This is a genomic window from Pseudomonas sp. GW822-FHT04C11 (assembly GCF_058800905.1).
The window spans coordinates 110,941-133,869 of the sequence record NZ_JBXAMS010000017.1; the positions used below are offsets into that span (position 1 = coordinate 110,941).

The window sequence follows — 22,929 nt, forward strand, 5'->3', positions numbered from 1 at the left end:
GCATTTACTGTAGAGCCACCAAATGACCAAGCTGTGACAACTCCCTACAGGGGACAAGGCGGCAATACCAGTCCATCAGAAATAACCCAGGACTTCTAGCCGGACTTTAGACCGATAACGTCTAGGCTCTATTGTCAGCGGTCATATTTAACCTGACTCATTGTGATTTACAGCGTTGCGGCGGATCGACCGGTGTAGGCTTGGCCAGGTTGATTCTTTCAGTTAGCGCTTTCGGATGATCCTGATGCTGTCTGCCCGTCACCGCCGTGCGATTCGCCTGGCCAGTCGTTTTGTTGCACCTTACCGTTGGCAGGCGCTCGGTGCCTTGCTGGCGCTGATAGTCACTGCCGGCATTACCTTGTCCATGGGGCAGGGCATTCGCCTGCTGGTGGACCAGGGCTTCATGACCCAGTCACCGCAGTTGCTCAACCAGTCTATCGGCGTGTTCATGTTGCTGGTGTTGGGCCTTGCGATCGGCACTTTCATGCGTTTTTACCTGGTGTCGTGGATCGGTGAGCGTTGCGTGGCCGATATCCGTCAACAGGTGTTCAATCATTTGATTTACCTGCACCCGGGGTTCTACGAGAACAACCGCAGCTCGGAGATCCAGTCGCGTCTGACGGCCGATACCACGCTGCTGCAATCGGTGATCGGCTCGTCGCTGTCGCTGTTCCTGCGCAATTTGCTGATGGTCATCGGCGGAGTCGTGCTGCTGTTTATCACCAACCCGAAACTCACCAGCATTGTGGTGGTGACGCTGCCATTGGTGATCGCACCGATTCTGATCTTCGGTCGCCGGGTTCGCCGCCTGTCGCGCTTGAGCCAGGATCGCATTGCCGACATCGGCAGCTATGTGTCGGAATCGCTCGGCCAGATCAAGACCGTGCAGGCCTATAACCATCAGGTGCAGGACGAGCAGCGCTTCGCCGTCACCGTGGAAGAGGCTTTCGATACCGCACGCAAACGTATCGTCCAGCGCGCCTGGCTGATTACCCTGGTGATCATGCTGGTGCTGGGGGCGGTCGCGGTGATGCTCTGGGTCGGCGGCATGGACGTGATCGCCGGGCGGATTTCCGCGGGTGAGCTGGCGGCCTTCGTGTTCTACAGCCTGATCGTCGGCAGTGCCTTTGGCACCTTGAGCGAAGTGATTGGCGAGCTGCAGCGGGCGGCCGGTGCGGCTGAACGAATTGCCGAGTTGCTGCGCTCGGAAAACATCATCCAGCCACCGGTCTCGGGGCAAGTGACATTGCCTGATCGAGTGCGTGGCGATTTGCTGCTCGAAGATCTACGTTTTTCCTACCCGTCACGGCCCGAAAGCTACGCTATCGATGGTTTGAGTCTCAGCATCAAGGCCGGTGAAACCCTCGCGCTGGTCGGACCTTCGGGGGCCGGCAAGTCGACGGTTTATGACCTGCTGCTGCGCTTTTACGATCCGATCGCGGGCCGCATCCTGCTCGATGGCGTGCCGCTGACCCAACTTGATCCTATGGATTTGCGCCGTTGTTTCGCGCTGGTGTCGCAAAACCCGGCGCTGTTCTTCGGCAGCATCGAAGAGAACATCCGCTATGGCAAACCCTCGGCGACCCTGGCTCAGGTCCAGGAAGCGGCGAAAATTGCCTACGCCCACGACTTCATCGAAAAAATGCCTGATGGCTACCAGACGCATCTGGGCGACGGCGGTCTCGGACTTTCCGGCGGTCAGCGTCAGCGCCTGGCCATCGCCCGGGCGTTATTGGTGGATGCACCGATCCTGCTGCTGGACGAAGCCACCAGCGCCCTCGATGCGCAAAGTGAACACCTGATCCAGCAAGCACTGCCCAGCCTGATGAAAAACCGCACCACGCTGGTCATTGCCCATCGCCTGGCCACGGTAAAGAACGCCGACCGGATCGCGGTGATGGACCAGGGAAAACTGATAGCGGTGGGTACACACCAGGAACTGCTCGCCAGCAATGCGCTGTATGCGCGGCTGGCGGCGTTGCAGTTTGTTGGGGCGGCCGAAGATGGCGGTCTTTTCGACGGAGCGACCAAGTAACCGACTAAGTAACCGACCAAGTAGGCCTTCACAAAAAATGCCCGCATCTTTCAATGCGGGCATTTTTGTCAGCGCCTCATGCTAAAGCTTTCCGAAGTCCGGATCAAAAGATCGCAGGCTGCGCCAGCTCCTACTGATCGTCGAAGTACCGCTCATGCCAATCCACCAGCGGTTGCGGTGAATTGAGCTTCTGGCCGTAGATCACCGAGTAAGACAGCACGTTCTGTACGTACTGGCGGGTTTCATCGAACGGGATGCTTTCCACCCAGACATCGAAGCTCAGGTGGTTGGCACCGCTCAGCCACTGGCGAACACGACCTGGGCCGGCGTTGTAGGCGGCGGTGGCGAGGACCCGGTTGCCGTTGAACTGGCTGTGGACCTGGCTCAGGTAGGCAGCGCCGAGCTGGATGTTTTTGTCCGGGTCCAGCACTTGCTGTGGCGAGGCCAGCGGAATGCTGAACTTGCGCGCGGTTTCCTTGGCGGTGCCGGGCATCAACTGCATCAGGCCGCTGGCGCCGACGCCAGAGCGGGCATCGTCCATGAAGGCACTTTCCTGGCGGGTAATGGCGAACACCCAGCTCGAATGCAGGCCGCGGACCTTGGCTTCACGTACCAGGGTATCGCGGTGGGCCATCGGGAAACGAATGTCCAGATCGTCCCAGTACTGCGCCTGGCTGATGGTGCGGATCGCCGGGAAATACCATTTCAGGTCGTACGCCAGTTTTGCCTGGGCAACCATTTCGTCACGGCTAAAGTGACGGCTGACGTGATACCACTCGCGGCGCCCGTCGACGATCTGCCCCCGGGCAAGGAATTCCAGCGCCCGACGTATACCCGGTGTATTGCGAACCTTATTGATCAGCGCCGGGCTCAACATCAGTGGCTTGTTGATCAGCGAGTAAGGCGATTGCGAACGGTCAGCGGCAAGGAACCCATAGAAGTCGCGCTCACGGGCCAGACTCTTGTACAGGGTTTGCGCTTCCGGGTTTTGTGGTTGGGCCAGCTCCAGGCTGCGGGCCTTCCAGTAGCGCCAGCGATTGGTAAGGGCCAGATCCTGTGGCAGGCGGCTGGTCAACTGATAGGCTTCGTCCCAGCGCGCCAGGCGCAACAGCAAGCGCAAGCGCCATTCGGATACGGTGTTGTCACGCAGCTCCGGGTCGTACTTGGTCATGACATCAAGGGCGCGGCTGTCGAAACGACGGGCCAGGGTCAGGCCGATTTCACGGGCGATGGCGACCTTTTCGTCGCGAGAGAAATGCATGCTGACGGCATAGCTGTCGAGCAGGGCCATCGCCCGGTCCGGATCCTGGCGCGCGAAGCGGCGCAGGCCAAGACTGACAATGTCAGACATGGCTTCATCGGCCGGGGTGAAGCGCGAAGGCTGGTCGAGCATTTCGGGTCTTTGCGCGACATCAACCAATAAACGCCCACGCGATGCCAGGGTGGTCATGTTGTTGATCAAACTGTTGGCCAGCGCATAGTTGCGTGCGTGAGCCGCGAGTTTGAGGCGTTCCCAGCGTTTCTGTTCGGTCAGTTGGCCCTCGGCGGCCCATTGCGCAAACAACGAGTCGCAGGTTTCAGGCTGGGATTTGCCAGTCAGCCAGAGTTTGTCAGCGTTGGCGTAACCTTCGGATTTGAGGTTGTGACCGATCTGGTATTGCGCATTGAGGCAGTCCAGTTCAGTGAAATTGAGCTTGGGGTCGTAGTATTTGACGAAGGTCGCCCAGTCGCCCCGCTCAGCCAGCCAGCGCAACCAGCGCAATTTCATCCAGTTGGCTTGCGGCAGGTCGCCGTGCTCGGCGAGGAACCTTTCGATTTCATCGTTGCTCGCGGTTTTCAGGCGCGCCGTCAACTCGTCATAGGCCAGATACGGCTCCAGCGGGTAATCGCTCAGCTCCTGGCTGTAGCGAAAATACGGACCTGTATCGCCTTTGGCCAAGGCGCGCTTGGCTTCGTCGTAATACTGGCGTTGGGTAGACAAGTCCACCGCCTGGGCGGATTGAACGGCAGCGGCAGAAAGAAGCAAACAGGATAAAAAACTGAAAAGGCGACTGCGCATGAGACATCCGGGCAGAAAAAACACGACAAGTGCCTGCAAATGCGAGCACTGATTATTTATAGCTTAGCCTTTTGCCAGCAACCGGCGAAAGCTTTGCCGGCTCGTCGGTACAAGATCGCAACAAATGTTGTGCAGAGTGCTTCGACATTGAAAATGCCGGCCTTCTGACGTCGCAAGTCAGGTAGAATGCGCGCCCGGTTTTTGGAGAAGCTCATGACCCTGCTCAAATTCAGCGATGTGTCCCTTGCTTTCGGCGCTATGCCGTTGTTGGACAAGGTGTCCTGGCAGATCGCCCGTGGTGAGCGGGTGTGCATCATCGGCCGCAACGGCACTGGCAAATCCAGCATGATGAAGCTGGTCAAGGGCGATCAGAAGCCTGATGACGGCTCCGTCTGGCGCGCACCAGGCCTCAAGATCGGCGAATTACCGCAAGAACTGCCGGTGGCCGACGAGCGGACAGTGTTCGACGTGGTTGCCGAAGGCCTGGACGGTGTGGGCGAGCTGCTCGCGCAGTATCATCACCTGAGCCAGAACATCGTCACCGACGCTGATCTGGACAAACTGATGCACGTCCAGCACGACCTCGAAGCTCGCGATGGCTGGCGTTTGCAGCAATTGGTCGACAGCACCCTGAGCCGGCTGCAATTGCCGGCTGACAAAACCCTCGCCGAATTGTCCGGCGGCTGGCGTCGTCGCGTCCTGCTCGCGCAGGCCCTGGTTTCCGAACCGGATCTGCTGCTGCTCGACGAACCGACCAACCACCTGGACATCGGTGCCATCGCCTGGCTCGAAGAGGCGTTGAAGGATTTCCAGGGCGCCGTGCTGTTCATTACGCACGACCGTTCTTTCCTGCAAAACCTGGCAACTCGCATCCTGGAACTGGATCGCGGCGGCCTGATCGACTGGAACGGCGACTACGCCAGCTTCCTCGTGCACAAGGAAGCCACGCTGGCCGCTGAAGAGACTGCCAACGCGTTGTTCGACAAGAAGCTGGCCCAGGAAGAAGTCTGGATCCGCCAGGGCATCAAGGCTCGTCGCACCCGTAACGAAGGTCGAGTTCGCGCCCTCAAGGCGCTGCGCGTCGAGCGTAGCGAGCGTCGTGAGCGGACCGGCAAGGCCAATATTCAGCTGGATACCGCTGACAAGTCCGGGAAGCAGGTGATGGTCCTCGAGAACGTCAGCTTTGCCCACCCGGATGGCCCGTTCCTGATCAAGGATTTCTCCATGGTCCTGCAGCGCGGCGACCGTATCGGTCTGCTGGGCGCCAACGGTACCGGCAAAACCACTTTGTTGAAGTTGATGCTCAGCGGTTTGCAGCCGACCAGCGGTACGGTTGAAGAGGGCACTCGCATCGATGTGGCCTATTTCGACCAGCTGCGCCATCAGCTGGATCTGGAAAAGACCGTGATCGACAACGTCGCCGAAGGTCGCGACTTTATCGATATCGATGGTCAGAGCCGTCACGTACTGAGTTACCTCGGCGACTTCCTGTTCAGCCCGCAGCGTGCCCGCACGCCGGTCAAGGCGTTGTCGGGTGGTGAGCGTGCGCGTCTGTTGCTGGCCAAGTTGTTCAGCAAACCGGCTAACCTGCTGGTACTCGACGAACCGACCAACGACCTCGACGTGGAAACCCTCGAGCTGCTCGAAGAGGTCTTGCTGACCTTCAACGGCACCGTGCTGATGGTCAGTCACGACCGGGCATTCCTCGACAACGTGGTCACCAGTACCCTGGTCTTCGAAGGTGAAGGCAAGGTTCGTGAATACGTCGGTGGTTATCAGGACTGGCTGCGTCAGGGTGGCTCGCCGCGCCTGCTGGGCGTGACCGAGAGCAAATCCGGCAAGGCCGACCTGAACTCTGCGGTCGTCACCGCAGCGCCTGCACCCGTGGTGGCTCAAGAAGCGCCAGTGGCCAAGAAAAAGCTCAGCTACAAGCTGCAACGCGAGCTGGAAGCGTTGCCGGGCGATATCGATGCCAAGGAACAGCAGATCGCCAAGGTGCAAGCCGAAATGGCCGATGCGGGTTTCTATCAGCGTCCTGCTGCCGAAACCGCCAAGGTCATCGCGCAGCTTGAGCAACTGCAAGCGGAACTCGATGCACTGGTCGAGCGCTGGGCCGAGCTGGATGCCTGATTGATCCTGTTATGAAAAAGCCCGGCGTTCAGTAATGAGCGCCGGGCTTTTCATATGGAATGCGATTTTATGTGGGAGCTGGCTTGCCTGCGATGGCGTCACCTCGGTCTTTGCATTGCCTGTAATGGTCCCATCGCGGGCAAGCCCGGCTCCTACACTGGATCTCCATTTGGACGTATTCAGCTTTTGATCAGGCGCACCGCCAGCACATCGCAAGGTGCACCGTGCAGCACGTCATTGGCGGTGGAACCCAGCAGCAGTGCGAGGCCGTGGCGGCCATGACTGCCGACGACGATCAGGTCGCATTCCTGTTCCTTGGCCATATGATGGATTTCCTGGCGTGGCTGGCCATAGGTCAAGTGGCTGTATTCTTTGGAAAGTTCAGGATATTTGTTGATCAGGCGCTCGAGGCGCTCCTTGGCCTGGTCGAATTGCTGTTGCTGCAATTGCGACAGGTCCATCGGCACGTCACCACCAAAGGCCATGGCCATCGGTTCGACAATATGAACCAGGGACAATTTGGCACCGTTGCTGACCGATAACTCGCGAGCACGGTGAATCACAGGATCGCACTCTTCGGTTAGATCTACGGCGACCAGAATATGGTGGTAGGGCATGAGGTGCTCCTCCTGAGGATTGCGATAACGGTAAGTATGGCTGGTTTCAAGCGGATTGGTTCTGACTGGGGTCAATCCGCCCATCAAGAATCGGGAGTACAGATATGACGGTCTGGATAGTGGTGTCAATCCTCGCAGTGGTGCTGAGCCCGCTGGCATGGCTGCGGCCTTCGCGTAAACAGGGGGGGCAGATGGCCTTGCGCATGGAGGCGCGGCGTATTGGCCTGGCCATGCAGCTGGCGCCGCAGGAGTGGCCGCATTGGCTGGAGCCAGCGCCGCCCAGCCCGTGTGCGCAATACCATCGGCCGCGACGGGGCAGTCAGCCGGCGTGCTGGATTTATTGGCAAAGTGCGCCAGGCGTGTGGGTCAATCAATGGCGAGAGGTTTGTCAGGATGAGTCGTTGCTGATTCATTTCCGGAAGTTGCCGGCCAACGTCTACAAGGTTGAGGCCGACAAGCAAATGATCACCTTGTATTGGGGGGAGCGGGGCGAGGCCAGTGTATTGAATGAGATCGATGCCGTGCTGAAGGCATTAGCCTGAAACGCAGCGCCTACACACAGGCAATAAAAAGCCCGACATCGTCATCGGGCTGGAGTGGCCAGGCAGGCCGGTAATTCGCTGAATCGTCACGCTGCCCAAGGCGTGGCGTTGATCTTGCGCTTGGCGTTCGCCATAAGCGCCTCTGTTTTTTCGTTTATCGTCCCCGGCCAGCGTAGCTTGTATTTCGAGTTGCGCAGCTAATTAGGGCGACGTTTCTAAATATTGATTCTATGAATAGTTGAACATGCATCCGCGTGTTGCAGGTCTTCGTGGTACGGATATGACCGCAAAGTCGAGTGATAACCCGTCTTTTGGGCGATTGACAATTGTCGGAAATTCCGTGAAGGTGGCGTACCCAAATCAAACGGGCGTATGAATTGAGCGTTTGTATTACAGACGGCTCCTACAGAATCCCGACTATCGCGTTGGCGGGTGTGCCTGGTGGGATGGCGTTAGCATCGACGGTAACGTCCATGCCGAGCCAGAACGTCAGCGTCCGACGTGTACTGTTCAGCTTCCATATCGTGGAGATCAGTTGATGATTTACGAAGGTAAAGCCATCACGGTTAAGGCTCTTGAAAGTGGCATCGTCGAATTGAAATTCGACCTCAAGGGTGAGTCCGTCAACAAGTTCAACCGTCTAACCCTGAACGAACTACGTTCGGCCGTAGACGCCATCAAGGCAGATGCGTCGGTCAAGGGTGTGATCGTCAGCAGTGGCAAGGACGTATTCATCGTCGGTGCCGACATCACCGAATTCGTCGACAACTTCAAGCTGCCGGATGCAGAGCTGGTTGCTGGCAACCTCGAAGCCAACAAGATTTTCAGCGATTTCGAAGACCTCAATGTACCAACCGTGGCCGCGATCAACGGCATCGCTTTGGGTGGCGGTCTGGAAATGTGCCTGGCGGCGGATTACCGCGTCATGTCCACCACGGCCAAGATCGGTCTGCCGGAAGTCAAACTGGGCATCTACCCAGGCTTCGGCGGTACCGTTCGCCTGCCGCGCATCATCGGTGCCGACAACGCCATCGAGTGGATTGCCGCTGGTAAGGAAAACCGTCCGGAAGATGCGCTGAAAGTCGGCGCAGTCGATGCGGTGGTCGCTCCAGAGAAGCTGCAGGAAGCGGCCCTGGAACTGATCAAGCGCGCCATTTCCGGTGAGTTCGATTACAAGGCCAAGCGTCAGCCGAAGCTGGAAAAGCTCAAGCTGAACGCCATCGAGCAAATGATGGCTTTCGAAACCGCCAAAGGTTTCGTGGCCGGTCAGGCTGGCCCGAACTACCCTGCGCCGGTTGAAGCAATCAAGACTATCCAGAAAGCCGCGAACTTCGGTCGCGACAAAGCTCTGGAAGTTGAAGCTGCCGGCTTCGTCAAACTGGCCAAGACCTCTGCTGCGCAGAGCTTGATCGGTCTGTTCCTGAACGATCAGGAGCTGAAGAAAAAAGCCAAGGCCTACGACGAAATCGCCAAAGACGTGAAACAGGCTGCCGTACTCGGCGCCGGTATCATGGGGGGCGGTATCGCTTATCAGTCGGCGTCCAAAGGCACGCCGATCCTGATGAAGGACATCAACGAGCACGGTATCGAGCAGGGGCTGGCCGAAGCCGCGAAACTGCTGGTTGGCCGCGTTGATAAAGGCCGCATGACCGCAGCCAAAATGGCCGAAGTGCTCAACGGCATCCGTCCAACTTTGTCCTACGGTGATTTCGGTCACGTCGACCTGGTGGTCGAAGCCGTTGTCGAGAACCCTAAGGTCAAGCAAGCGGTATTGGCCGAAGTCGAAGACAAGGTCAAAGAGGACACCATCCTCGCGTCGAACACCTCGACCATTTCCATCAGCCTGTTGGCCAAGGCCCTCAAGCGTCCGGAAAACTTCGTCGGCATGCACTTCTTCAACCCGGTGCACATGATGCCGCTGGTTGAAGTCATTCGTGGCGAGAAGTCCAGCGAGCTGGCCGTTGCCACCACCGTTGCCTACGCCAAGAAAATGGGCAAGAACCCGATCGTCGTCAACGACTGCCCGGGCTTCCTGGTCAACCGCGTACTGTTCCCGTACTTCGGCGGTTTCGCCAAGTTGGTCAGCGCCGGTGTGGACTTCGTCCGCATCGACAAGATCATGGAAAAATTCGGCTGGCCAATGGGCCCGGCGTACCTGATGGACGTGGTCGGTATCGACACCGGTCACCACGGTCGTGACGTGATGGCTGAAGGCTTCCCGGACCGCATGAAAGACGACCGTCGTTCGGCCGTTGACGTGCTCTATGAAGCCAAGCGCCTGGGCCAGAAGAACGGCAAGGGCTTCTACGCCTACGAGACCGACAAGCGCGGCAAGCAGAAGAAAGTAGCCGATCCGTCGGTACTCGAAGTGCTCAAGCCAATCGTCTTCGAACAGCGTGAAGTGACCGACGAAGACATCATCAACTGGATGATGATCCCGCTGTGCCTGGAAACCGTGCGTTGCCTGGAAGACGGCATCGTCGAAACCGCTGCCGAAGCCGACATGGGTCTGGTCTACGGTATTGGTTTCCCTCCATTCCGTGGCGGTGCACTGCGCTACATCGACGCAATCGGTGTTGCAGAGTTCGTTGCCCTGGCTGACCAGTACGCTGATTTGGGCGCGCTGTACCACCCGACCGAGAAGCTGCGCGAGATGGCCAAAAACGGCCAGAGCTTCTTCGGTTAAGCGCCCACACTAGAGCGAGAGTGAAATTATATGAGCTTGAATCCTAGAGACGTCGTGATTGTCGACTTCGGTCGTACTCCGATGGGCCGCTCCAAGGGCGGCATGCACCGCAACACCCGCGCCGAAGACATGTCGGCACACCTGATCAGCAAGTTGCTGGAACGCAACGTCAAGGTCGACCCGAGCGAAGTCGAAGACGTGATCTGGGGCTGCGTGAACCAGACCCTGGAGCAGGGCTGGAACATCGCCCGCATGGCGTCCTTGATGACTCAGATCCCGCACACGGCTGCCGGCCAGACCGTCAGCCGCCTGTGTGGCTCGTCGATGAGTGCATTGCACACCGCAGCGCAAGCGATCATGACCGGTAATGGTGACGTGTTCGTGGTTGGCGGCGTCGAGCATATGGGTCACGTGAGCATGATGCACGGTGTCGATCCGAACCCGCACATGTCGCTGTACGCGGCGAAAGCCTCGGGCATGATGGGCCTGACCGCTGAAATGCTCGGCAAAATGCACGGCATTACCCGTGAGCAGCAAGATGCCTTCGGCGTGCGCTCCCACCAACTCGCCCATAAAGCGACGGTGGAAGGCAAGTTCAAAGACGAAATCATCCCGATGCAGGGTTACGACGAGAACGGTTTCCTGAAACTGTTCGACTACGACGAAACCATCCGTCCGGAAACTACCCTGGAAAGCCTGGCGGCGTTGAAGCCGGCGTTCAATCCAAAGGGTGGCACCGTGACAGCCGGTACTTCGTCGCAGATCACCGATGGTGCTTCGTGCATGATCGTGATGTCGGCGCAGCGTGCACAGGACCTGGGCATCCAGCCGATGGCGGTGATCCGCTCGATGGCAGTGGCAGGTGTGGATCCGGCGATCATGGGCTATGGTCCAGTACCGGCGACACAGAAAGCACTGAAGCGTGCAGGTCTGGGTATTGCCGATATCGACTTCTTCGAACTCAACGAAGCTTTCGCTGCACAGGCCCTGCCAGTGCTGAAAGATTTGAAAGTGCTCGACAAGATGAACGAGAAGGTTAACCTGCACGGCGGCGCGATCGCCCTGGGCCACCCATTCGGTTGCTCCGGTGCACGTATCTCCGGCACGCTGCTCAATGTAATGAAGCAGAATGGCGGCACCTTCGGTGTATCGACCATGTGCATTGGCCTCGGCCAGGGCATTGCCACCGTTTTCGAACGCGTTTAAGCGATTCGTCGACGGAAGCCGGGGCCAAGTGCCCCGGTTTTTGTTTTTCTGAAGATTTTTTTTGTTTTTTATTTCAAGTGATTTGAGTGAGGGCCAGACCATGCCGATACAACCAGGGCTCTACCAGCATTACAAAGGTCCGCAGTACCGCGTATTCAGTGTTGCGCGGCATTCCGAGACCGAAGAAGAAGTGGTCTTCTACCAAGCCCTGTATGGCGATTACGGCTTTTGGGTGCGTCCCTTGAGCATGTTCCTGGAGTCGGTCGAAGTTGACGGCGAACAGGTCCCACGCTTTGCTTTGGTGCAGGCCGAACCAAGCCTTTTTTCAAGGCCATAAGCTGAGAGCGCGCAGAACCCTGCGCTTGACCTCACCTTGTTGCCACTATATATAGCGGTGCCGCGTCAGGCGCCAACCGCCTTTCACTTCTAGAATTCAGGAATTTTCTGATCCATGGGCAAATCGCTGGTCATTGTGGAATCCCCGGCTAAGGCCAAGACCATCAACAAGTATCTGGGTAACCAATACGTGGTGAAGTCGAGTATCGGCCATATCCGAGACCTGCCCACCAGCGGTTCGGCTAGCGCCAGCAAAGAGCCTGCTGCCAAGCGCGGCAAGGCTGCTGCTGGTGAAGTGCCGGCGCTGTCGCCTAAAGAAAAGGCGCGCAAGCAGCTGGTCTCGCGCATGGGTGTCGATCCCGATCATGGCTGGAAAGCCAAGTACGAGATCCTCCCGGGCAAGGAAAAGGTCATCGAAGAGCTGCGCCGGCTCGCCAAAGATGCTGACACCATCTATCTCGCAACCGACTTGGATCGCGAGGGGGAAGCCATTGCCTGGCACCTGCGCGAAGCCATCGGTGGTGATGACAGCCGCTACAAGCGCGTGGTGTTCAACGAAATCACCAAGAAGGCGATTCAGGAAGCCTTCTCCCAGCCGGGCGAGCTGGACATCGATCGGGTCAATGCCCAGCAGGCGCGTCGCTTCCTCGACCGCGTGGTGGGTTACATGGTTTCGCCGCTGCTGTGGGCCAAGATCGCTCGCGGTCTGTCTGCCGGCCGTGTGCAATCGGTAGCCGTGAAGCTGGTGGTGGAGCGTGAGCGCGAGATTCGCGCGTTCAACCCGGAAGAGTACTGGGAAGTTCACGCTGACCTTGGCACTGCCAAGGGCGCCAATGTGCGTTTTGAAGTGGCCCGTGAAAACGGCGAAGCCTTCAAGCCGTTCAACGAAGCCCAGGCCATGGCTGCGCTGGAGAAGCTCAAGGCTTCCAGCTACACCATCGCCAAGCGCGAAGACAAACCGACCAGCAGCAAGCCGTCGGCACCGTTCATCACGTCCACACTGCAACAGGCTGCCAGTAACCGCCTGGGCTTCGGCGTGAAGAAAACCATGATGATGGCCCAGCGTCTGTACGAAGCTGGCTACATCACTTACATGCGTACCGACTCGACCAACCTCTCGGTTGATGCCGTGGCGATGGCGCGTACTTATATTGAAGGTGAGTTCGGTAGCAAGTACCTGCCGGAAACACCGAACGTCTACAGCAGCAAGGAAGGCGCGCAAGAAGCTCACGAAGCGATTCGTCCTTCTGACGTGAATACCGATCCAAGCAAGCTGTCGGGCATGGAGCGTGATGCTGAGCGTCTCTACGAGCTGATCTGGCGCCAATTCGTCGCGTGCCAGATGCTGCCGGCGAAATACCTGTCGACCACCGTCAGCGTCGCAGCTAGCGGCTTCGAGCTGCGTGCCAAGGGCCGCATCCTGAAGTTCGACGGTTACACCCGCGTCATGCCGCAAATGGCCAAGCCTGGCGACGACGATGTGCTGCCGGACATGGCTCAAGGCGATGTGCTGAAGCTGATCAAGCTTGATCCAAGCCAGCACTTCACCAAGCCACCGGCACGTTACTCGGAAGCGAGCCTGGTTAAAGAAATGGAAAAACGCGGTATCGGTCGTCCTTCGACCTACGCGGCGATCATTTCGACTATCCAGGACCGCGGTTACGTCGCGCTGCACAACCGTCGTTTCTACTCGGAAAAGATGGGTGACATCGTCACCGAGCGTCTGTCCGAAAGCTTCTCGAACCTGATGGACTACGGCTTCACTGCCGGCATGGAAGAGAACCTCGATGACGTCGCCCAGGGTGAGCGCGACTGGAAAAACGTGCTGGACGAGTTCTACGGCGACTTCAAGAAGAAACTCGAAGTAGCCGAGAGCGCGGAAAACGGCATGCGTGCCAATCAGCCGGTCATGACCGACATTCCGTGCCTCACCTGCGGTCGTCCGATGCAGATTCGTACAGCATCGACCGGTGTGTTCCTTGGTTGCTCGGGCTACAGCCTGCCACCAAAAGAGCGCTGCAAAGCCACTGTCAACCTGGTACCGGGCGATGAAATCGCTGCGGACGACGAGGGTGAGTCGGAGTCTTTGGTGCTGCGTGGCAAGCATCGCTGCCCGATCTGCAGTACCGCGATGGATGCTTACCTGCTGGATGAGAAGCGCAAGCTGCACATCTGCGGTAACAACCCGGATTGTGCAGGTTACGAGATCGAAGAAGGCAGCTATCGCATCAAGGGCTACGAAGGTCCGAGCCTGGAGTGCGATAAGTGCGGCAGCGAAATGCAGTTGAAGACTGGTCGTTTCGGCAAGTTCTTCGGTTGCACCAACGCGACCTGCAAGAACACCCGCAAACTGCTGAAGAGCGGTGACGCGGCACCGCCGAAGATGGATCCGGTGAAGATGCCCGAGCTCAAGTGCGAGAAGGTCAACGACACCTACATTCTGCGTGACGGTGCTTCCGGCCTGTTCCTGGCGGCGAGCCAGTTCCCGAAAAACCGCGAGACCCGTGCTCCGCTGGTGATCGAGATCGTGCCGCACAAGGATGAGATCGATCCGAAGTACCACTTCCTCTGCGCGGCGCCGAAGAAGGACCCGGATGGTCTCCCGGCAGTGATCCGTTACAGCCGCAAGACCAAGGAGCAGTACGTGCAGACCGAAGTCGAAGGCAAGCCTACCGGTTGGAAGGCATTCTACGACGGTGGCAAGTGGGTGGTTGAAGACAAGCGCGTAGCCAAATAATCGGGCAATGCGACGCCAAAGGCCGCATGCGAACCCTCGGGTTTTCATGCGGCCTTTTGTTTTGTGCTTGCGGTCGGCTTGTCTGATCCATGACACTGTCAGACCTGCATTACGCGTCTTATTTCGTTGTGGAGACTGCCGTCATGGCCTTTGAGCTCTATACCCGTACCAATCAGAAAATTTACTTTGCCGGTCTGTCGCTTGAGGCGCTGGCCCGGGCGGAAGAGGGACGGGCAATGAATTCCCTGGCGCTGATCCAGGCCGGGCGTGAGTCAGCGTTGTTTCACTTGTACGGCGCACTGCTGGGCTTGTGTCATGAGATTGCCGGTTTTTACCGTTTGCCTCAGGCCAATGCACCGCGAGCAGAATTGTTGCTGACTCGTGAAGTGCTCGAGACCATCGCTATTCCGGAAATGGCGGAGATGGTCGAGTTGGCGAATAACCCTGAAACCTGGCTGGCAAAGCTTTTGGCTGCCCATGCCGCGCTGTTTCAACCGCCACGCGTGCCGCACAAGCCCAAGGGTGACGTGACCCAACCGCTGATCATGGCGGTTAACCTCGATGAAGAAGAGGCGCCTCAAGAGTTGAGTCGAGAAGAGCTGGAAAGCTGGCGTCAGAACCTAAAGGACTTGGCGATTCGGTTTCGCGAAGGGTTGAATGAGTGCTGAATCTGCGCACGGAATGCTGAGTGTTCAGTGATGGCCATGGATCAGGGATGATCTTCAGCATGGGTTTCGGTGACGTGCAGCCGGTCAAGATCCCGAGCGAAGCCGCGCTGATGGCTATATAATCCCCGCCTTTCGTGGAGAACAGACTTTTATGCCAACGTCCTTTCTAGAAATTGTCGAACTGCCAGACGGCCGTATTGAGCTGCGCAGAGCTGAGGACGAGGGTTCTCTGGTGACTTTGAACTTCTCTGAAGACGCCAAAGCGTTCCTGCAGGGCCAGCACGTTGAAGTCGCCAAGGCGATGTTGAGCGTGGGTGTGCAGATGGCTGGACGCTTGGTTGAAGGCGAATTCGACAAAGAAGAAGGGCCGCGGATTCTTCATTGATTCCGTTCGTCGGCTTTTCGCAGGGCATCATTTCACGTTGATGTTACAGATTGGCTTCTCTGTCCTGGAGAAGCCCTGCGCCTTTCAAGTGCACAGTGAGTGTCACTTAGCCCAGCCGAATATTCAGACTTTGAGCATCCCCGGTACGGGCGGCGCTGATCAGCTGTTGGCGCGCGCTGGAACTCAACGGGTTCAGCCAGCTTACAACGGTGTGACTGCGGCCCAGGCGCAAGGCTTCGCACGCCAGTTGCTGGGCGCTTTGTGTTCCCCGAGGTTGTAGCAACAGAATGCGTTCGCGGTTCAGGCCGGCATCTCGCAGCCAGGCTTGAGTCAGGCTGGCGGGTGGCGCGATCAGTGTCAGCCAGCGAGCGTCCTTGTCCTGGCTCAACTCTCTGAGGATGGGGGCCAGAAGGTTCAGGCAGCTCCCAGCCGCACCACGCAATGACAGCTCACTGAACACTTCGGGTTCGGCGCTCCAGGGTGACTCGACCACGTCTTTGAGAGTCGGCGCCAACGGCTGCGCCATGAACGCTTCGAACAGCGGAAGTTGGGTGTGCTGTGGTGTGTGAGGGAACTGCATAACGCCTCCTTTAGCGGCGAATGACGCCGACACTCAAGCCTTCGATCACCAGGTCCTGATCTTTCAGGTTCACTTCGATCGGGGCAAACTCGGGGTTTTCGGCAATCAGCCAGACCTTGCTGCCGTCGCGCTTGAAACGCTTGACGGTCACCTCGTCGCCGATCCGCGCAACCACGATCTGGCCGTTACGGGCCTCGCGAGTGGTGTGCACGGCGAGCAGGTCGCCGTCGAAAATCCCCACGTCCTTCATGCTCATGCCGTGAACGCGCAACAAATAGTCGGCGCGTGGATGGAAGAAGGAAGGATTGATGTTGCAGGATTCTTCGATGTGTTGTTGAGCGAGAATCGGGGCGCCGGCAGCAACTCGGCCAATGATCGGCAAGGTGGACTCGTCGGCCTTGGCTTCGAAGCCCGGGATGCGAATGCCGCGTGAAGCGCCGGGCGTCATTTCGATTGCACCCTTGCGCGCCAGTGCCTTGAGGTGTTCTTCCGCAGCATTGGGCGACTTGAAGCCAAGCTCCAGGGCGATTTCTGCACGGGTCGGCGGATAGCCGTTGTCTTCGAGGCAGCGTTTGATAAAAGCCAGAATCTCAGCTTGGCGTGGCGTCAGTTTTATCATGTCGATCGCTCTGTCTTTTTATACAGTGACTGGGATTATATACAGTGGAGTGGTCTTGGCAATCCTCCTTTTTTATCTGACCGCTGGACGGTAGGTTTACAGATCGTCAGCTTGCTGCTTGTAGGACTGGCTACAGCTCCCGACTTGTATGGTTAAATAGCTGACCGACCGTTCGCAAAACGAACAGGCAGGCTTGACAATGCTCAGGCTGAAACGTATGTTTCAAACAAGTGTTTGTCAGGCGGAGTAGCCATGGCCCAGTCGGAAACCGTTGAACGCATTCTCGATGCTGCCGAGCAGTTGTTCGCGGAAAAAGGTTTTGCCGAAACTTCATTGCGGCTGATCACCAGCAAGGCTGGGGTCAATCTGGCGGCAGTGAATTATCATTTCGGCTCAAAGAAGGCCTTGATTCAGGCAGTTTTCTCGCGTTTTCTCGGGCCTTTCTGCATCAGTCTCGATCGTGAGCTGGAGCGCCGTCAGGCCAAGCCGGACAGCAAGCCGAGCCTTGAAGAGCTGCTGGAAATTCTCGTCGAACAAGCCCTTGTGGTGCAGCCACGCAGCGGCAACGATTTGTCTATCTTCATGCGCCTGTTGGGGCTGGCATTCAGTCAGAGCCAGGGGCATTTGCGGCGTTACCTGGAAGACATGTACGGCAAGGTATTCCGTCGTTACATGCTGCTGGTCAATGAAGCCGCGCCGCGTATTCCGCCTATCGAACTGTTCTGGCGCGTGCACTTCATGCTCGGCGCAGCGGCGTTCAGCATGTCGGGGATCAAGGCCTTGCGCGCTATCGCCGAGACCGATTTCGGGGTGAACACCTCGATCGAGCAGGTGATGCGTCTGATGGTGCCGTTCCTGGCTGCTGGCATGCGCGCAGAAACCGGCGTCACCGACGAGGCCATGGCATCGGCCCAGTTGCGTCCTCGCAGCAAATCGGCACCCGTCGCCGCCAAGGTTTAACAGTTCACGGGTGGGCGCGGCAGCTTACATCCGCTAAGCTAGCCGCCCATGCCGACTCTCGTTTCAGACCCGCTCGATTTTTCTTTTACCGACCACGTTCCGCCGGGTATTACCCTTGGTGGCGAAGTCGTGTGTCTGCATCGGGCCGGGCTCTTCAAAGATGCGCCGCGCGCGCTTTTCGTTATCAAGGAATTTTTATGACTGCTGGCCTGCAAGGCTCGTTGATGGTGGACGTCGCCGGTACCTGGCTGACGGCCGAAGATCGCCAACTGTTGCGTCAGCCCGAAGTGGGTGGACTGATCATTTTTGCGCGCAATATCGAGCATCCACGCCAGGTCCGAGAGTTGAGTGCGTCGATTCGTGCGGTGCGTCCTGACCTGCTGTTGGCGGTGGACCAGGAGGGCGGTCGGGTGCAGCGCCTGCGTCAGGGTTTCGTGCGTCTGCCTGCCATGCGGGCGATTGCTGACAACCCGAACGCCGAATACCTGGCCGAGCAGTGTGGCTGGATCATGGCGACCGAAGTGCTGGCTGTCGGCCTCGACTTGAGCTTTGCCCCGGTGCTGGACCTCGACTACCAGCGCAGTGCCGTGGTCGGTACCCGTTCGTTTGAAGGTGATCCGGAACGTGCGGCCTTGCTGGCGGGGGCGTTCATTCGCGGCATGAACAACGCCGGCATGGCGGCGACCGGCAAGCACTTCCCTGGCCACGGCTGGGCGGAGGCCGATTCGCACGTCGCGATTCCGAATGACGAGCGCAGTCTCGAGGAAATCCGCGCCAAGGACCTCGTGCCGTTCGCACGCTTGAGCAAGCAGCTGGCGGCAGTGATGCCTGCTCACGTGATCTACCCGCAGGTCGACTCACAGCCCGCCGGCTTCTCGCGCCGCTGGCTGCAGGACATCCTGCGTGGAGAATTACAGTTTGATGGGGTGATCTTCAGTGACGATCTGTCGATGGCCGGTGCTCATGTTGTCGGCGACGCTGCCAGCCGGATCGAAGCGGCGCTGTCTGCGGGTTGCGATATGGGCCTGGTGTGCAATGACCGTGCGGCCGCAGAACTGGCGCTGAGCGCGGCTCAACGCCTGAAGGTCAAGCCGTCTGCACGCATCGCGCGGATGCGCAGCCAGTCGTTCGCCAGCACCGATTACCGGCAGGATCCGCGCTGGCTTACCGCTCTTGGCGCGCTCAAAGATGCCCAACTGATTGATTAAGGACTTTTTGCAATGACGGTTTACGCGATTATCGGTGGCACCGGCCTGACCCAGCTCGAAGGCTTGAGCATTCGCCAGTCATTGGCTCTGGACACGCCGTACGGCGCACCATCGGCCGAGATCCAGGTCGGTGAATACGCTGGGCGGGAAGTGCTGTTTCTCGCTCGTCACGGCCATCCGCACCGTTTTCCGCCGCATCAGGTGAATTATCGGGCCAACCTGTGGGCATTGAAGCAGGCAGGCGCGCAGGCGATTCTGGCGGTCAATGCGGTCGGTGGGATTCATGCCGCCATGGGCACCGGGCATTTCTGCGTGCCTCATCAATTGATCGATTACACCAGCGGTCGCCAGCACACCTATTTTGCCGATGACCTGGAGCAGGTCACCCACATCGATTTCAGCTATCCCTACAGCGAACCATTACGCGAGCAGTTGATTGCCGCGTTGGCGGCTGAAGGCTGTGCCTACAGCAGTCACGGTGTGTATGCCTGCACCCAGGGCCCGCGGCTGGAAACCGTTGCCGAGATCGCCCGCCTGGAGCGTGATGGCTGCGACATCGTCGGCATGACCGGTATGCCGGAAGCGGCATTGGCTCGCGAGCTGGAGCTGGATTACGCGTGTCTGGCGCTGGTGGTGAACCCGGCGGCGGGCAAATCGACGGCGGTGATTACCATGGCCGAGATCGAGCAAGCGCTGCATGACGGAATGGGCAAAGTGAAGTCGACGTTGGCGCGGGTGCTTAAAGGTTAAGCATTCGTTACACCGAGTTGACCCCATCGCGGGCAAGCCTTGCTCCTACAGATCCATGTTGACCGCAAATATCGCGATCGACTCAAAAACCGTAGGAGCAAGGCTTGCCCGCGATGGCGATCTTGCAGTCACCGCTAAATCTTCGATTTGTCCGGCAACGGCGCAAACAACGCTTCGATATCGTCGCTCTGCAGCTTCCAGTCCCCGGTCGAACGCCCATCCAGTACGCCGGCCGCGAGGTCGGACTTTTCCTTTTGCAGGTGCTGGATTTTTTCTTCGACGGTGCCGCGGGCAATCATCTTGTAGACGAACACCGGCTTCTCCTGGCCGATCCGGTAAGCGCGGTCGGTGGCCTGGTTTTCCGTTGCCGGGTTCCACCATGGATCATAGTGAATCACCGTGTCGGCTTCTGTCAGGTTCAGGCCAACGCCGCCTGCTTTCAGGCTGATCAGGAAAATCTGACGCTTGCCGCTCTGGAAGTCTTTCACCGGAGTACGTCGATCGCGGGTTTGCCCGGTCAGCAGCGCGTAAGCGATGCCGCGTTTATCCAGTTCGTCTTCGATCAGCGAGAGCATCGAGGTGAACTGTGAAAACAGCAGGATCTTGCGGCCTTCTTCGAACAGTTCCTCAAGCATCTCCATCAGGCTGTCGAGCTTGCCCGAGGTGCTGCCGCGCGTGGGCAGGGCGGCCTCATTGACCAGCCGCAGGTCGCAGCACACCTGCCGCAGCTTGAGCAGCGCTTCAAGAATGATGATCTGACTGCGCGCCACACCTTTGCGGGTGATCTCGTCGCGGACTTTCTTGTCCATGGCCAGGCGCATGGTTTCGTAAACGTCGCGCTGCGCCTCGTTGAGCTCGACCCAATGGACGATCTCGGTTTTCGGTGGCAGTTCGGTGGCGACCTGTTCCTTGGTTCGACGCAACAGGAACGGCTTGATCCGACCGTTCAGGTGTTGCAGTCGTACATCGCTGGCGCGTTTTTCGATGGGTACGCGGTAATCGCGATTGAAGCTTTTCACGTCGCCCAACCAGCCGGGCAGCAGGAAGTGAAACAGCGACCACAGCTCGCCCAGGTGATTTTCCAGTGGTGTGCCGCTCAGGCATAGGCGCTGGCGGGCATTGAGCTCTCGAGCCGCATGAGCGGCCTTGCTGTTGGGGTTCTTGATGTATTGCGCTTCGTCGAGCACTAGCACATGCAATGGCTGCGTTGCCAAGCGTTCGACATCCTTGGGCAGCAGCGCATACGTGGTGAGGATCAGGTCGTATTCGGCCAAATGCTCAAAATGCTTTTTACGTCCAGTGCCATACAGCGCCAGCACTTTGAGTTGTGGGGCAAAGTGCGCCGCTTCGTCGAGCCAGTTGGGAATCAGGCTGGTGGGCATTACCACCATGCACGGCCGGTCCAGGCGGCCGGCGTTTTTCTCGGTCAGCACATGCGCCAGGGTCTGTAGGGTTTTGCCCAGGCCCATGTCGTCCGCAAGGATGCCGCCGACTTCCAGTTGCCGCAGCGACTGCATCCAGCTCAAGCCTTCAAGCTGGTAAGGCCGTAATGTGGCGTTCAGTCCTTCGGGCGCTTCGGTCGTGTAATCCTTGATGTCACGCAGGCGCTGGGCGAAGGTGCGGATGTGCTCGCCACCTTCCCAAAGCAGAGGCATGTCTTCCAGCGGATTCAGGCGAGTGGCGTCGGCGCTGCTCAGGCGCAACTTGGTTTCGCCGGGCTCTTGCAGGTAAAACTCGCCAAGGGTCGCCAGCACAGGCTTTAAACGACCGAGCGGCAGCGCGACCTGCAAAGGGCCGGATTCGGCGTTCGGACGGTGCGGGATGTTCACCAGAATCAGTTCATCGTCGCGGCGTCTGGCCAGGCGTTCCGGGTTGAGAATCTCGGTGTGCGAGCGCATCAGGTTCAGCAGGATCGGCAGCAGGCTCAGGCGCTCGCCATTGACGATAATCCCCAGCTCCAGATCAAACCAGTCGCGCTCCGGCGCCTCTTCGACCGTGGCGTACCAGTCATCGACCGCCGTCAGGTCAAAGCCGAAGTCTTCGTCAATCTGCAGCTCCCAGCCCTGGGTGCGTAACTTGGGCAGCTCATTGAGAGTGAACGTCAGCCAGGCGCTGTCGTTGACCATCTCATACAGTTCGCCGGCGCTTTCCGGCAAGGCTTTGCTTTGGCGGGTCGCCACTCTGAATCCAAGGATTCGCAGCTGTTCCCGGTAGGCTTTTTCGACGTCCGGCTGGCGTTTGATTCGTAGCGTTTGCTGTTCCTGTCGGATCAGGATGTCGGCATTTTTCTGTCCGCTGACGTATTCATCCAGATAGTTGAACGACAGCGCGGCACGGTGCTGGATGTAGCGCTGCATTTTGCCGTTGCGCGGTTCGAAGGCGCTGAACTCGATGCTCGCCAGCCACAGACGCGGCACCGGTTGCACGTTGTCCACCAGCAGTTGTGGTAAAGGTGCGGGCGTACGGTTTTCGAGGACCGCCTGCAGTTTTTCCAGCAGCTCGGCATCTTTGGCGGCGGCCGGGTACTCAAGGGTTTCCTGGACTTTGAGCAACACTGCAGCGCAATGCTTGCAGTTGACGCGCACCGGGCAACTGCACGTTGCATCGACCAGTAACAGAGTGCCTTTGGTGGATTCGCGCAGCGTAATGGTCTGGCGGTAAACATTGCCGCCAGAGCCTTCGCAACTGGCGGTGATGGTGCTGTCGCCGGCCTCGACGATCCTGGCGCGATTTTCCAGTGCGTAGCGGCGGCCACGCTCCAGGCTTTGTTCCTTGAATCGGCTGACCCAGGAAGGGGCCAGGGGTTTGCTCAGGTTCGGGGGCATGGGGACTTCAATCAGTCCGGGAGAACGTCAGGGACTGGCGGACGCGCAGGTGCAGTGAGCGAAGTGATTTTGATCAGCAGCGCCAGGTGGCCGTTGTCGAGGTAGTTGAGCTGACCGTTTTTGGTGTGGCTTTGCTGCTTCAGGCGTTCGCTGGCGGTAACCCGGCCATAGGCATCGAACTGGTTGACCCAGAAGTTCGCGTCGACATCGGTGAAGCGCCCGAGCTTCAGGTTCAGCGAGCCTTCGATCGGAAACTGGCCGAATTGCTCCTTGCCGTCGCTGATCGAGATTTTTCTCGCGTCCTCGCCAAGACTCTGTTGCCAGGCCTTGTGTAGCAACACCGTGTAATCGCCGCTGGCGCGCAGTTTTTCAGCCTCGGCATTCAGGCTTGGGGTACGCAGGCTGTCGGCACTGATCGGCCGTGCACCGGCAGCCCAGTCTTCCGGTGCGGTGCGGCTGGTAATGGCCGGCACGGCGTTCTGGCGGAACAGGATCATTTCAACCTGATACAAGCTGTCGGCAAACGCCGTCGGGGCAACGAGGGTCAACAACAGGGTCAATGAGCGAAACAGGCGCATGCGGCGTC

General features: G+C 58.6%; 19 protein-coding genes. 13 read left to right on the top strand and 6 right to left on the bottom strand.

The genetic code is table 11. The features are described from left to right. The first annotated feature begins 235 nt into the window (after positions 1 to 235). Positions 236 to 2,035 (top strand): ABC transporter transmembrane domain-containing protein, encoded by a 1,800-nt coding sequence (locus tag AC1RJ3_RS23985; protein ID WP_493080869.1) that lies wholly within the window; start codon positions 236 to 238, stop codon positions 2,033 to 2,035. A gap of 130 nt (positions 2,036 to 2,165) precedes the next feature. On the opposite strand, the gene AC1RJ3_RS23990 is transcribed toward AC1RJ3_RS23985, so the two are convergent. Next, positions 2,166 to 4,094: a transglycosylase SLT domain-containing protein gene (locus tag AC1RJ3_RS23990; protein WP_054593196.1), complete on the bottom strand. Its 1,929-nt coding sequence runs from the start codon at positions 4,092 to 4,094 to the stop codon at positions 2,166 to 2,168. A 213-nt stretch (positions 4,095 to 4,307) separates the two neighbouring features. On the opposite strand from AC1RJ3_RS23990, the gene AC1RJ3_RS23995 reads away from it, so the two are divergent. Continuing rightward, positions 4,308 to 6,224, top strand: a complete 1,917-nt coding sequence (locus AC1RJ3_RS23995; RefSeq protein ID WP_216744814.1) for an ATP-binding cassette domain-containing protein — start codon at positions 4,308 to 4,310, stop codon at positions 6,222 to 6,224. Between the two features lie 179 nt (positions 6,225 to 6,403). Here AC1RJ3_RS23995 and AC1RJ3_RS24000 read toward each other — a convergent pair whose 3' ends face one another. Next, complete coding sequence (locus AC1RJ3_RS24000) at positions 6,404 to 6,841, bottom strand: universal stress protein (RefSeq protein ID WP_019689573.1); 438 nt, start codon at positions 6,839 to 6,841, stop codon at positions 6,404 to 6,406. Between the two features lie 104 nt (positions 6,842 to 6,945). On the opposite strand from AC1RJ3_RS24000, the gene AC1RJ3_RS24005 reads away from it, so the two are divergent. The 7 genes from AC1RJ3_RS24005 (at position 6,946) to AC1RJ3_RS24035 (ending at position 15,401) form a co-directional block, all read left to right on the top strand. Continuing rightward, on the top strand, positions 6,946 to 7,383 hold the full coding sequence (locus AC1RJ3_RS24005) for a hypothetical protein (RefSeq protein ID WP_493080872.1): 438 nt from the start codon (positions 6,946 to 6,948) through the stop codon (positions 7,381 to 7,383). 538 nt (positions 7,384 to 7,921) lie between these two features. Beyond that, a complete protein-coding gene (gene fadB / locus AC1RJ3_RS24010) occupies positions 7,922 to 10,069 on the top strand; it encodes a fatty acid oxidation complex subunit alpha FadB (RefSeq protein WP_103315335.1) in 2,148 nt (715 codons plus the stop codon). A gap of 30 nt (positions 10,070 to 10,099) precedes the next feature. Beyond that, on the top strand, positions 10,100 to 11,275 hold the full coding sequence (gene fadA, locus AC1RJ3_RS24015; protein WP_019692749.1) for an acetyl-CoA C-acyltransferase FadA: 1,176 nt from the start codon (positions 10,100 to 10,102) through the stop codon (positions 11,273 to 11,275). 100 nt (positions 11,276 to 11,375) lie between these two features. Then, the gene (locus AC1RJ3_RS24020; RefSeq protein WP_019692748.1) at positions 11,376 to 11,612 is read left to right on the top strand and encodes a DUF1653 domain-containing protein; all 237 of its coding nucleotides are present in this window, start codon (positions 11,376 to 11,378) and stop codon (positions 11,610 to 11,612) included. A 114-nt stretch (positions 11,613 to 11,726) separates the two neighbouring features. Then, a complete protein-coding gene (topA, locus tag AC1RJ3_RS24025) occupies positions 11,727 to 14,348 on the top strand; it encodes a type I DNA topoisomerase (RefSeq protein ID WP_493080875.1) in 2,622 nt (873 codons plus the stop codon). A gap of 143 nt (positions 14,349 to 14,491) precedes the next feature. Continuing rightward, positions 14,492 to 15,016: a DUF6586 family protein gene (locus AC1RJ3_RS24030; protein ID WP_054593191.1), complete on the top strand. Its 525-nt coding sequence runs from the start codon at positions 14,492 to 14,494 to the stop codon at positions 15,014 to 15,016. Between the two features lie 151 nt (positions 15,017 to 15,167). Next, complete coding sequence (locus AC1RJ3_RS24035) at positions 15,168 to 15,401, top strand: hypothetical protein (RefSeq protein WP_019692745.1); 234 nt, start codon at positions 15,168 to 15,170, stop codon at positions 15,399 to 15,401. 106 nt (positions 15,402 to 15,507) lie between these two features. On the opposite strand, the gene sulA is transcribed toward AC1RJ3_RS24035, so the two are convergent. Continuing rightward, entirely contained in the window at positions 15,508 to 15,981 is a 474-nt protein-coding gene (gene sulA, locus AC1RJ3_RS24040; RefSeq protein ID WP_103315334.1) for an SOS-induced cell division inhibitor SulA, read from the bottom strand. A 10-nt stretch (positions 15,982 to 15,991) separates the two neighbouring features. Then, positions 15,992 to 16,600 (bottom strand): transcriptional repressor LexA, encoded by a 609-nt coding sequence (lexA, locus tag AC1RJ3_RS24045; RefSeq protein WP_054593187.1) that lies wholly within the window; start codon positions 16,598 to 16,600, stop codon positions 15,992 to 15,994. Between the two features lie 252 nt (positions 16,601 to 16,852). Between lexA and AC1RJ3_RS24050 the strand changes: the two genes are divergently transcribed. The 4 genes from AC1RJ3_RS24050 to AC1RJ3_RS24065 are packed head-to-tail and all read left to right on the top strand — an operon-like array spanning position 16,853 to position 19,518. After that, a complete protein-coding gene (locus AC1RJ3_RS24050; protein WP_054593186.1) occupies positions 16,853 to 17,560 on the top strand; it encodes a TetR/AcrR family transcriptional regulator in 708 nt (235 codons plus the stop codon). A gap of 48 nt (positions 17,561 to 17,608) precedes the next feature. Further along, positions 17,609 to 17,761, top strand: coding sequence for a hypothetical protein (locus AC1RJ3_RS24055; protein WP_158248910.1), 153 nt, complete (start codon positions 17,609 to 17,611; stop codon positions 17,759 to 17,761). Positions 17,762 to 17,769: 8 nt separating this feature from the next. Next, complete coding sequence (nagZ, locus tag AC1RJ3_RS24060) at positions 17,770 to 18,768, top strand: beta-N-acetylhexosaminidase (RefSeq protein ID WP_493080903.1); 999 nt, start codon at positions 17,770 to 17,772, stop codon at positions 18,766 to 18,768. 12 nt (positions 18,769 to 18,780) lie between these two features. Next, positions 18,781 to 19,518 carry an S-methyl-5'-thioinosine phosphorylase gene (locus tag AC1RJ3_RS24065; protein ID WP_103315332.1) on the top strand — a complete coding sequence of 246 codons (738 nt, stop codon included), beginning with the start codon at positions 18,781 to 18,783 and terminating at the stop codon, positions 19,516 to 19,518. A gap of 134 nt (positions 19,519 to 19,652) precedes the next feature. Here the strand turns inward: AC1RJ3_RS24065 and AC1RJ3_RS24070 are convergent, their stop codons facing one another. Both AC1RJ3_RS24070 and AC1RJ3_RS24075 read right to left on the bottom strand, forming a co-directional pair. Beyond that, on the bottom strand, positions 19,653 to 22,343 hold the full coding sequence (locus AC1RJ3_RS24070; RefSeq protein WP_493080880.1) for a DEAD/DEAH box helicase: 2,691 nt from the start codon (positions 22,341 to 22,343) through the stop codon (positions 19,653 to 19,655). An 11-nt stretch (positions 22,344 to 22,354) separates the two neighbouring features. Next, complete coding sequence (locus tag AC1RJ3_RS24075; RefSeq protein ID WP_054593182.1) at positions 22,355 to 22,921, bottom strand: CsiV family protein; 567 nt, start codon at positions 22,919 to 22,921, stop codon at positions 22,355 to 22,357. Between the last annotated feature and the right edge of the window lie 8 nt (positions 22,922 to 22,929).

Coding starts and splice junctions, on each gene's coding strand:
- AC1RJ3_RS23985 (WP_493080869.1), top strand. CDS start 236: ATGATCCTGATGCTGTCTGCCCGTCACCGCCGTGCGATTCGCCTGGCC.
- AC1RJ3_RS23990 (WP_054593196.1), bottom strand. CDS start 4,094: ATGCGCAGTCGCCTTTTCAGTTTTTTATCCTGTTTGCTTCTTTCTGCC.
- AC1RJ3_RS23995 (WP_216744814.1), top strand. CDS start 4,308: ATGACCCTGCTCAAATTCAGCGATGTGTCCCTTGCTTTCGGCGCTATG.
- AC1RJ3_RS24000 (WP_019689573.1), bottom strand. CDS start 6,841: ATGCCCTACCACCATATTCTGGTCGCCGTAGATCTAACCGAAGAGTGC.
- AC1RJ3_RS24005 (WP_493080872.1), top strand. CDS start 6,946: ATGACGGTCTGGATAGTGGTGTCAATCCTCGCAGTGGTGCTGAGCCCG.
- fadB (WP_103315335.1), top strand. CDS start 7,922: ATGATTTACGAAGGTAAAGCCATCACGGTTAAGGCTCTTGAAAGTGGC.
- fadA (WP_019692749.1), top strand. CDS start 10,100: ATGAGCTTGAATCCTAGAGACGTCGTGATTGTCGACTTCGGTCGTACT.
- AC1RJ3_RS24020 (WP_019692748.1), top strand. CDS start 11,376: ATGCCGATACAACCAGGGCTCTACCAGCATTACAAAGGTCCGCAGTAC.
- topA (WP_493080875.1), top strand. CDS start 11,727: ATGGGCAAATCGCTGGTCATTGTGGAATCCCCGGCTAAGGCCAAGACC.
- AC1RJ3_RS24030 (WP_054593191.1), top strand. CDS start 14,492: ATGGCCTTTGAGCTCTATACCCGTACCAATCAGAAAATTTACTTTGCC.
- AC1RJ3_RS24035 (WP_019692745.1), top strand. CDS start 15,168: ATGCCAACGTCCTTTCTAGAAATTGTCGAACTGCCAGACGGCCGTATT.
- sulA (WP_103315334.1), bottom strand. CDS start 15,981: ATGCAGTTCCCTCACACACCACAGCACACCCAACTTCCGCTGTTCGAA.
- lexA (WP_054593187.1), bottom strand. CDS start 16,600: ATGATAAAACTGACGCCACGCCAAGCTGAGATTCTGGCTTTTATCAAA.
- AC1RJ3_RS24050 (WP_054593186.1), top strand. CDS start 16,853: ATGGCCCAGTCGGAAACCGTTGAACGCATTCTCGATGCTGCCGAGCAG.
- AC1RJ3_RS24055 (WP_158248910.1), top strand. CDS start 17,609: ATGCCGACTCTCGTTTCAGACCCGCTCGATTTTTCTTTTACCGACCAC.
- AC1RJ3_RS24065 (WP_103315332.1), top strand. CDS start 18,781: ATGACGGTTTACGCGATTATCGGTGGCACCGGCCTGACCCAGCTCGAA.
- AC1RJ3_RS24070 (WP_493080880.1), bottom strand. CDS start 22,343: ATGCCCCCGAACCTGAGCAAACCCCTGGCCCCTTCCTGGGTCAGCCGA.
- AC1RJ3_RS24075 (WP_054593182.1), bottom strand. CDS start 22,921: ATGCGCCTGTTTCGCTCATTGACCCTGTTGTTGACCCTCGTTGCCCCG.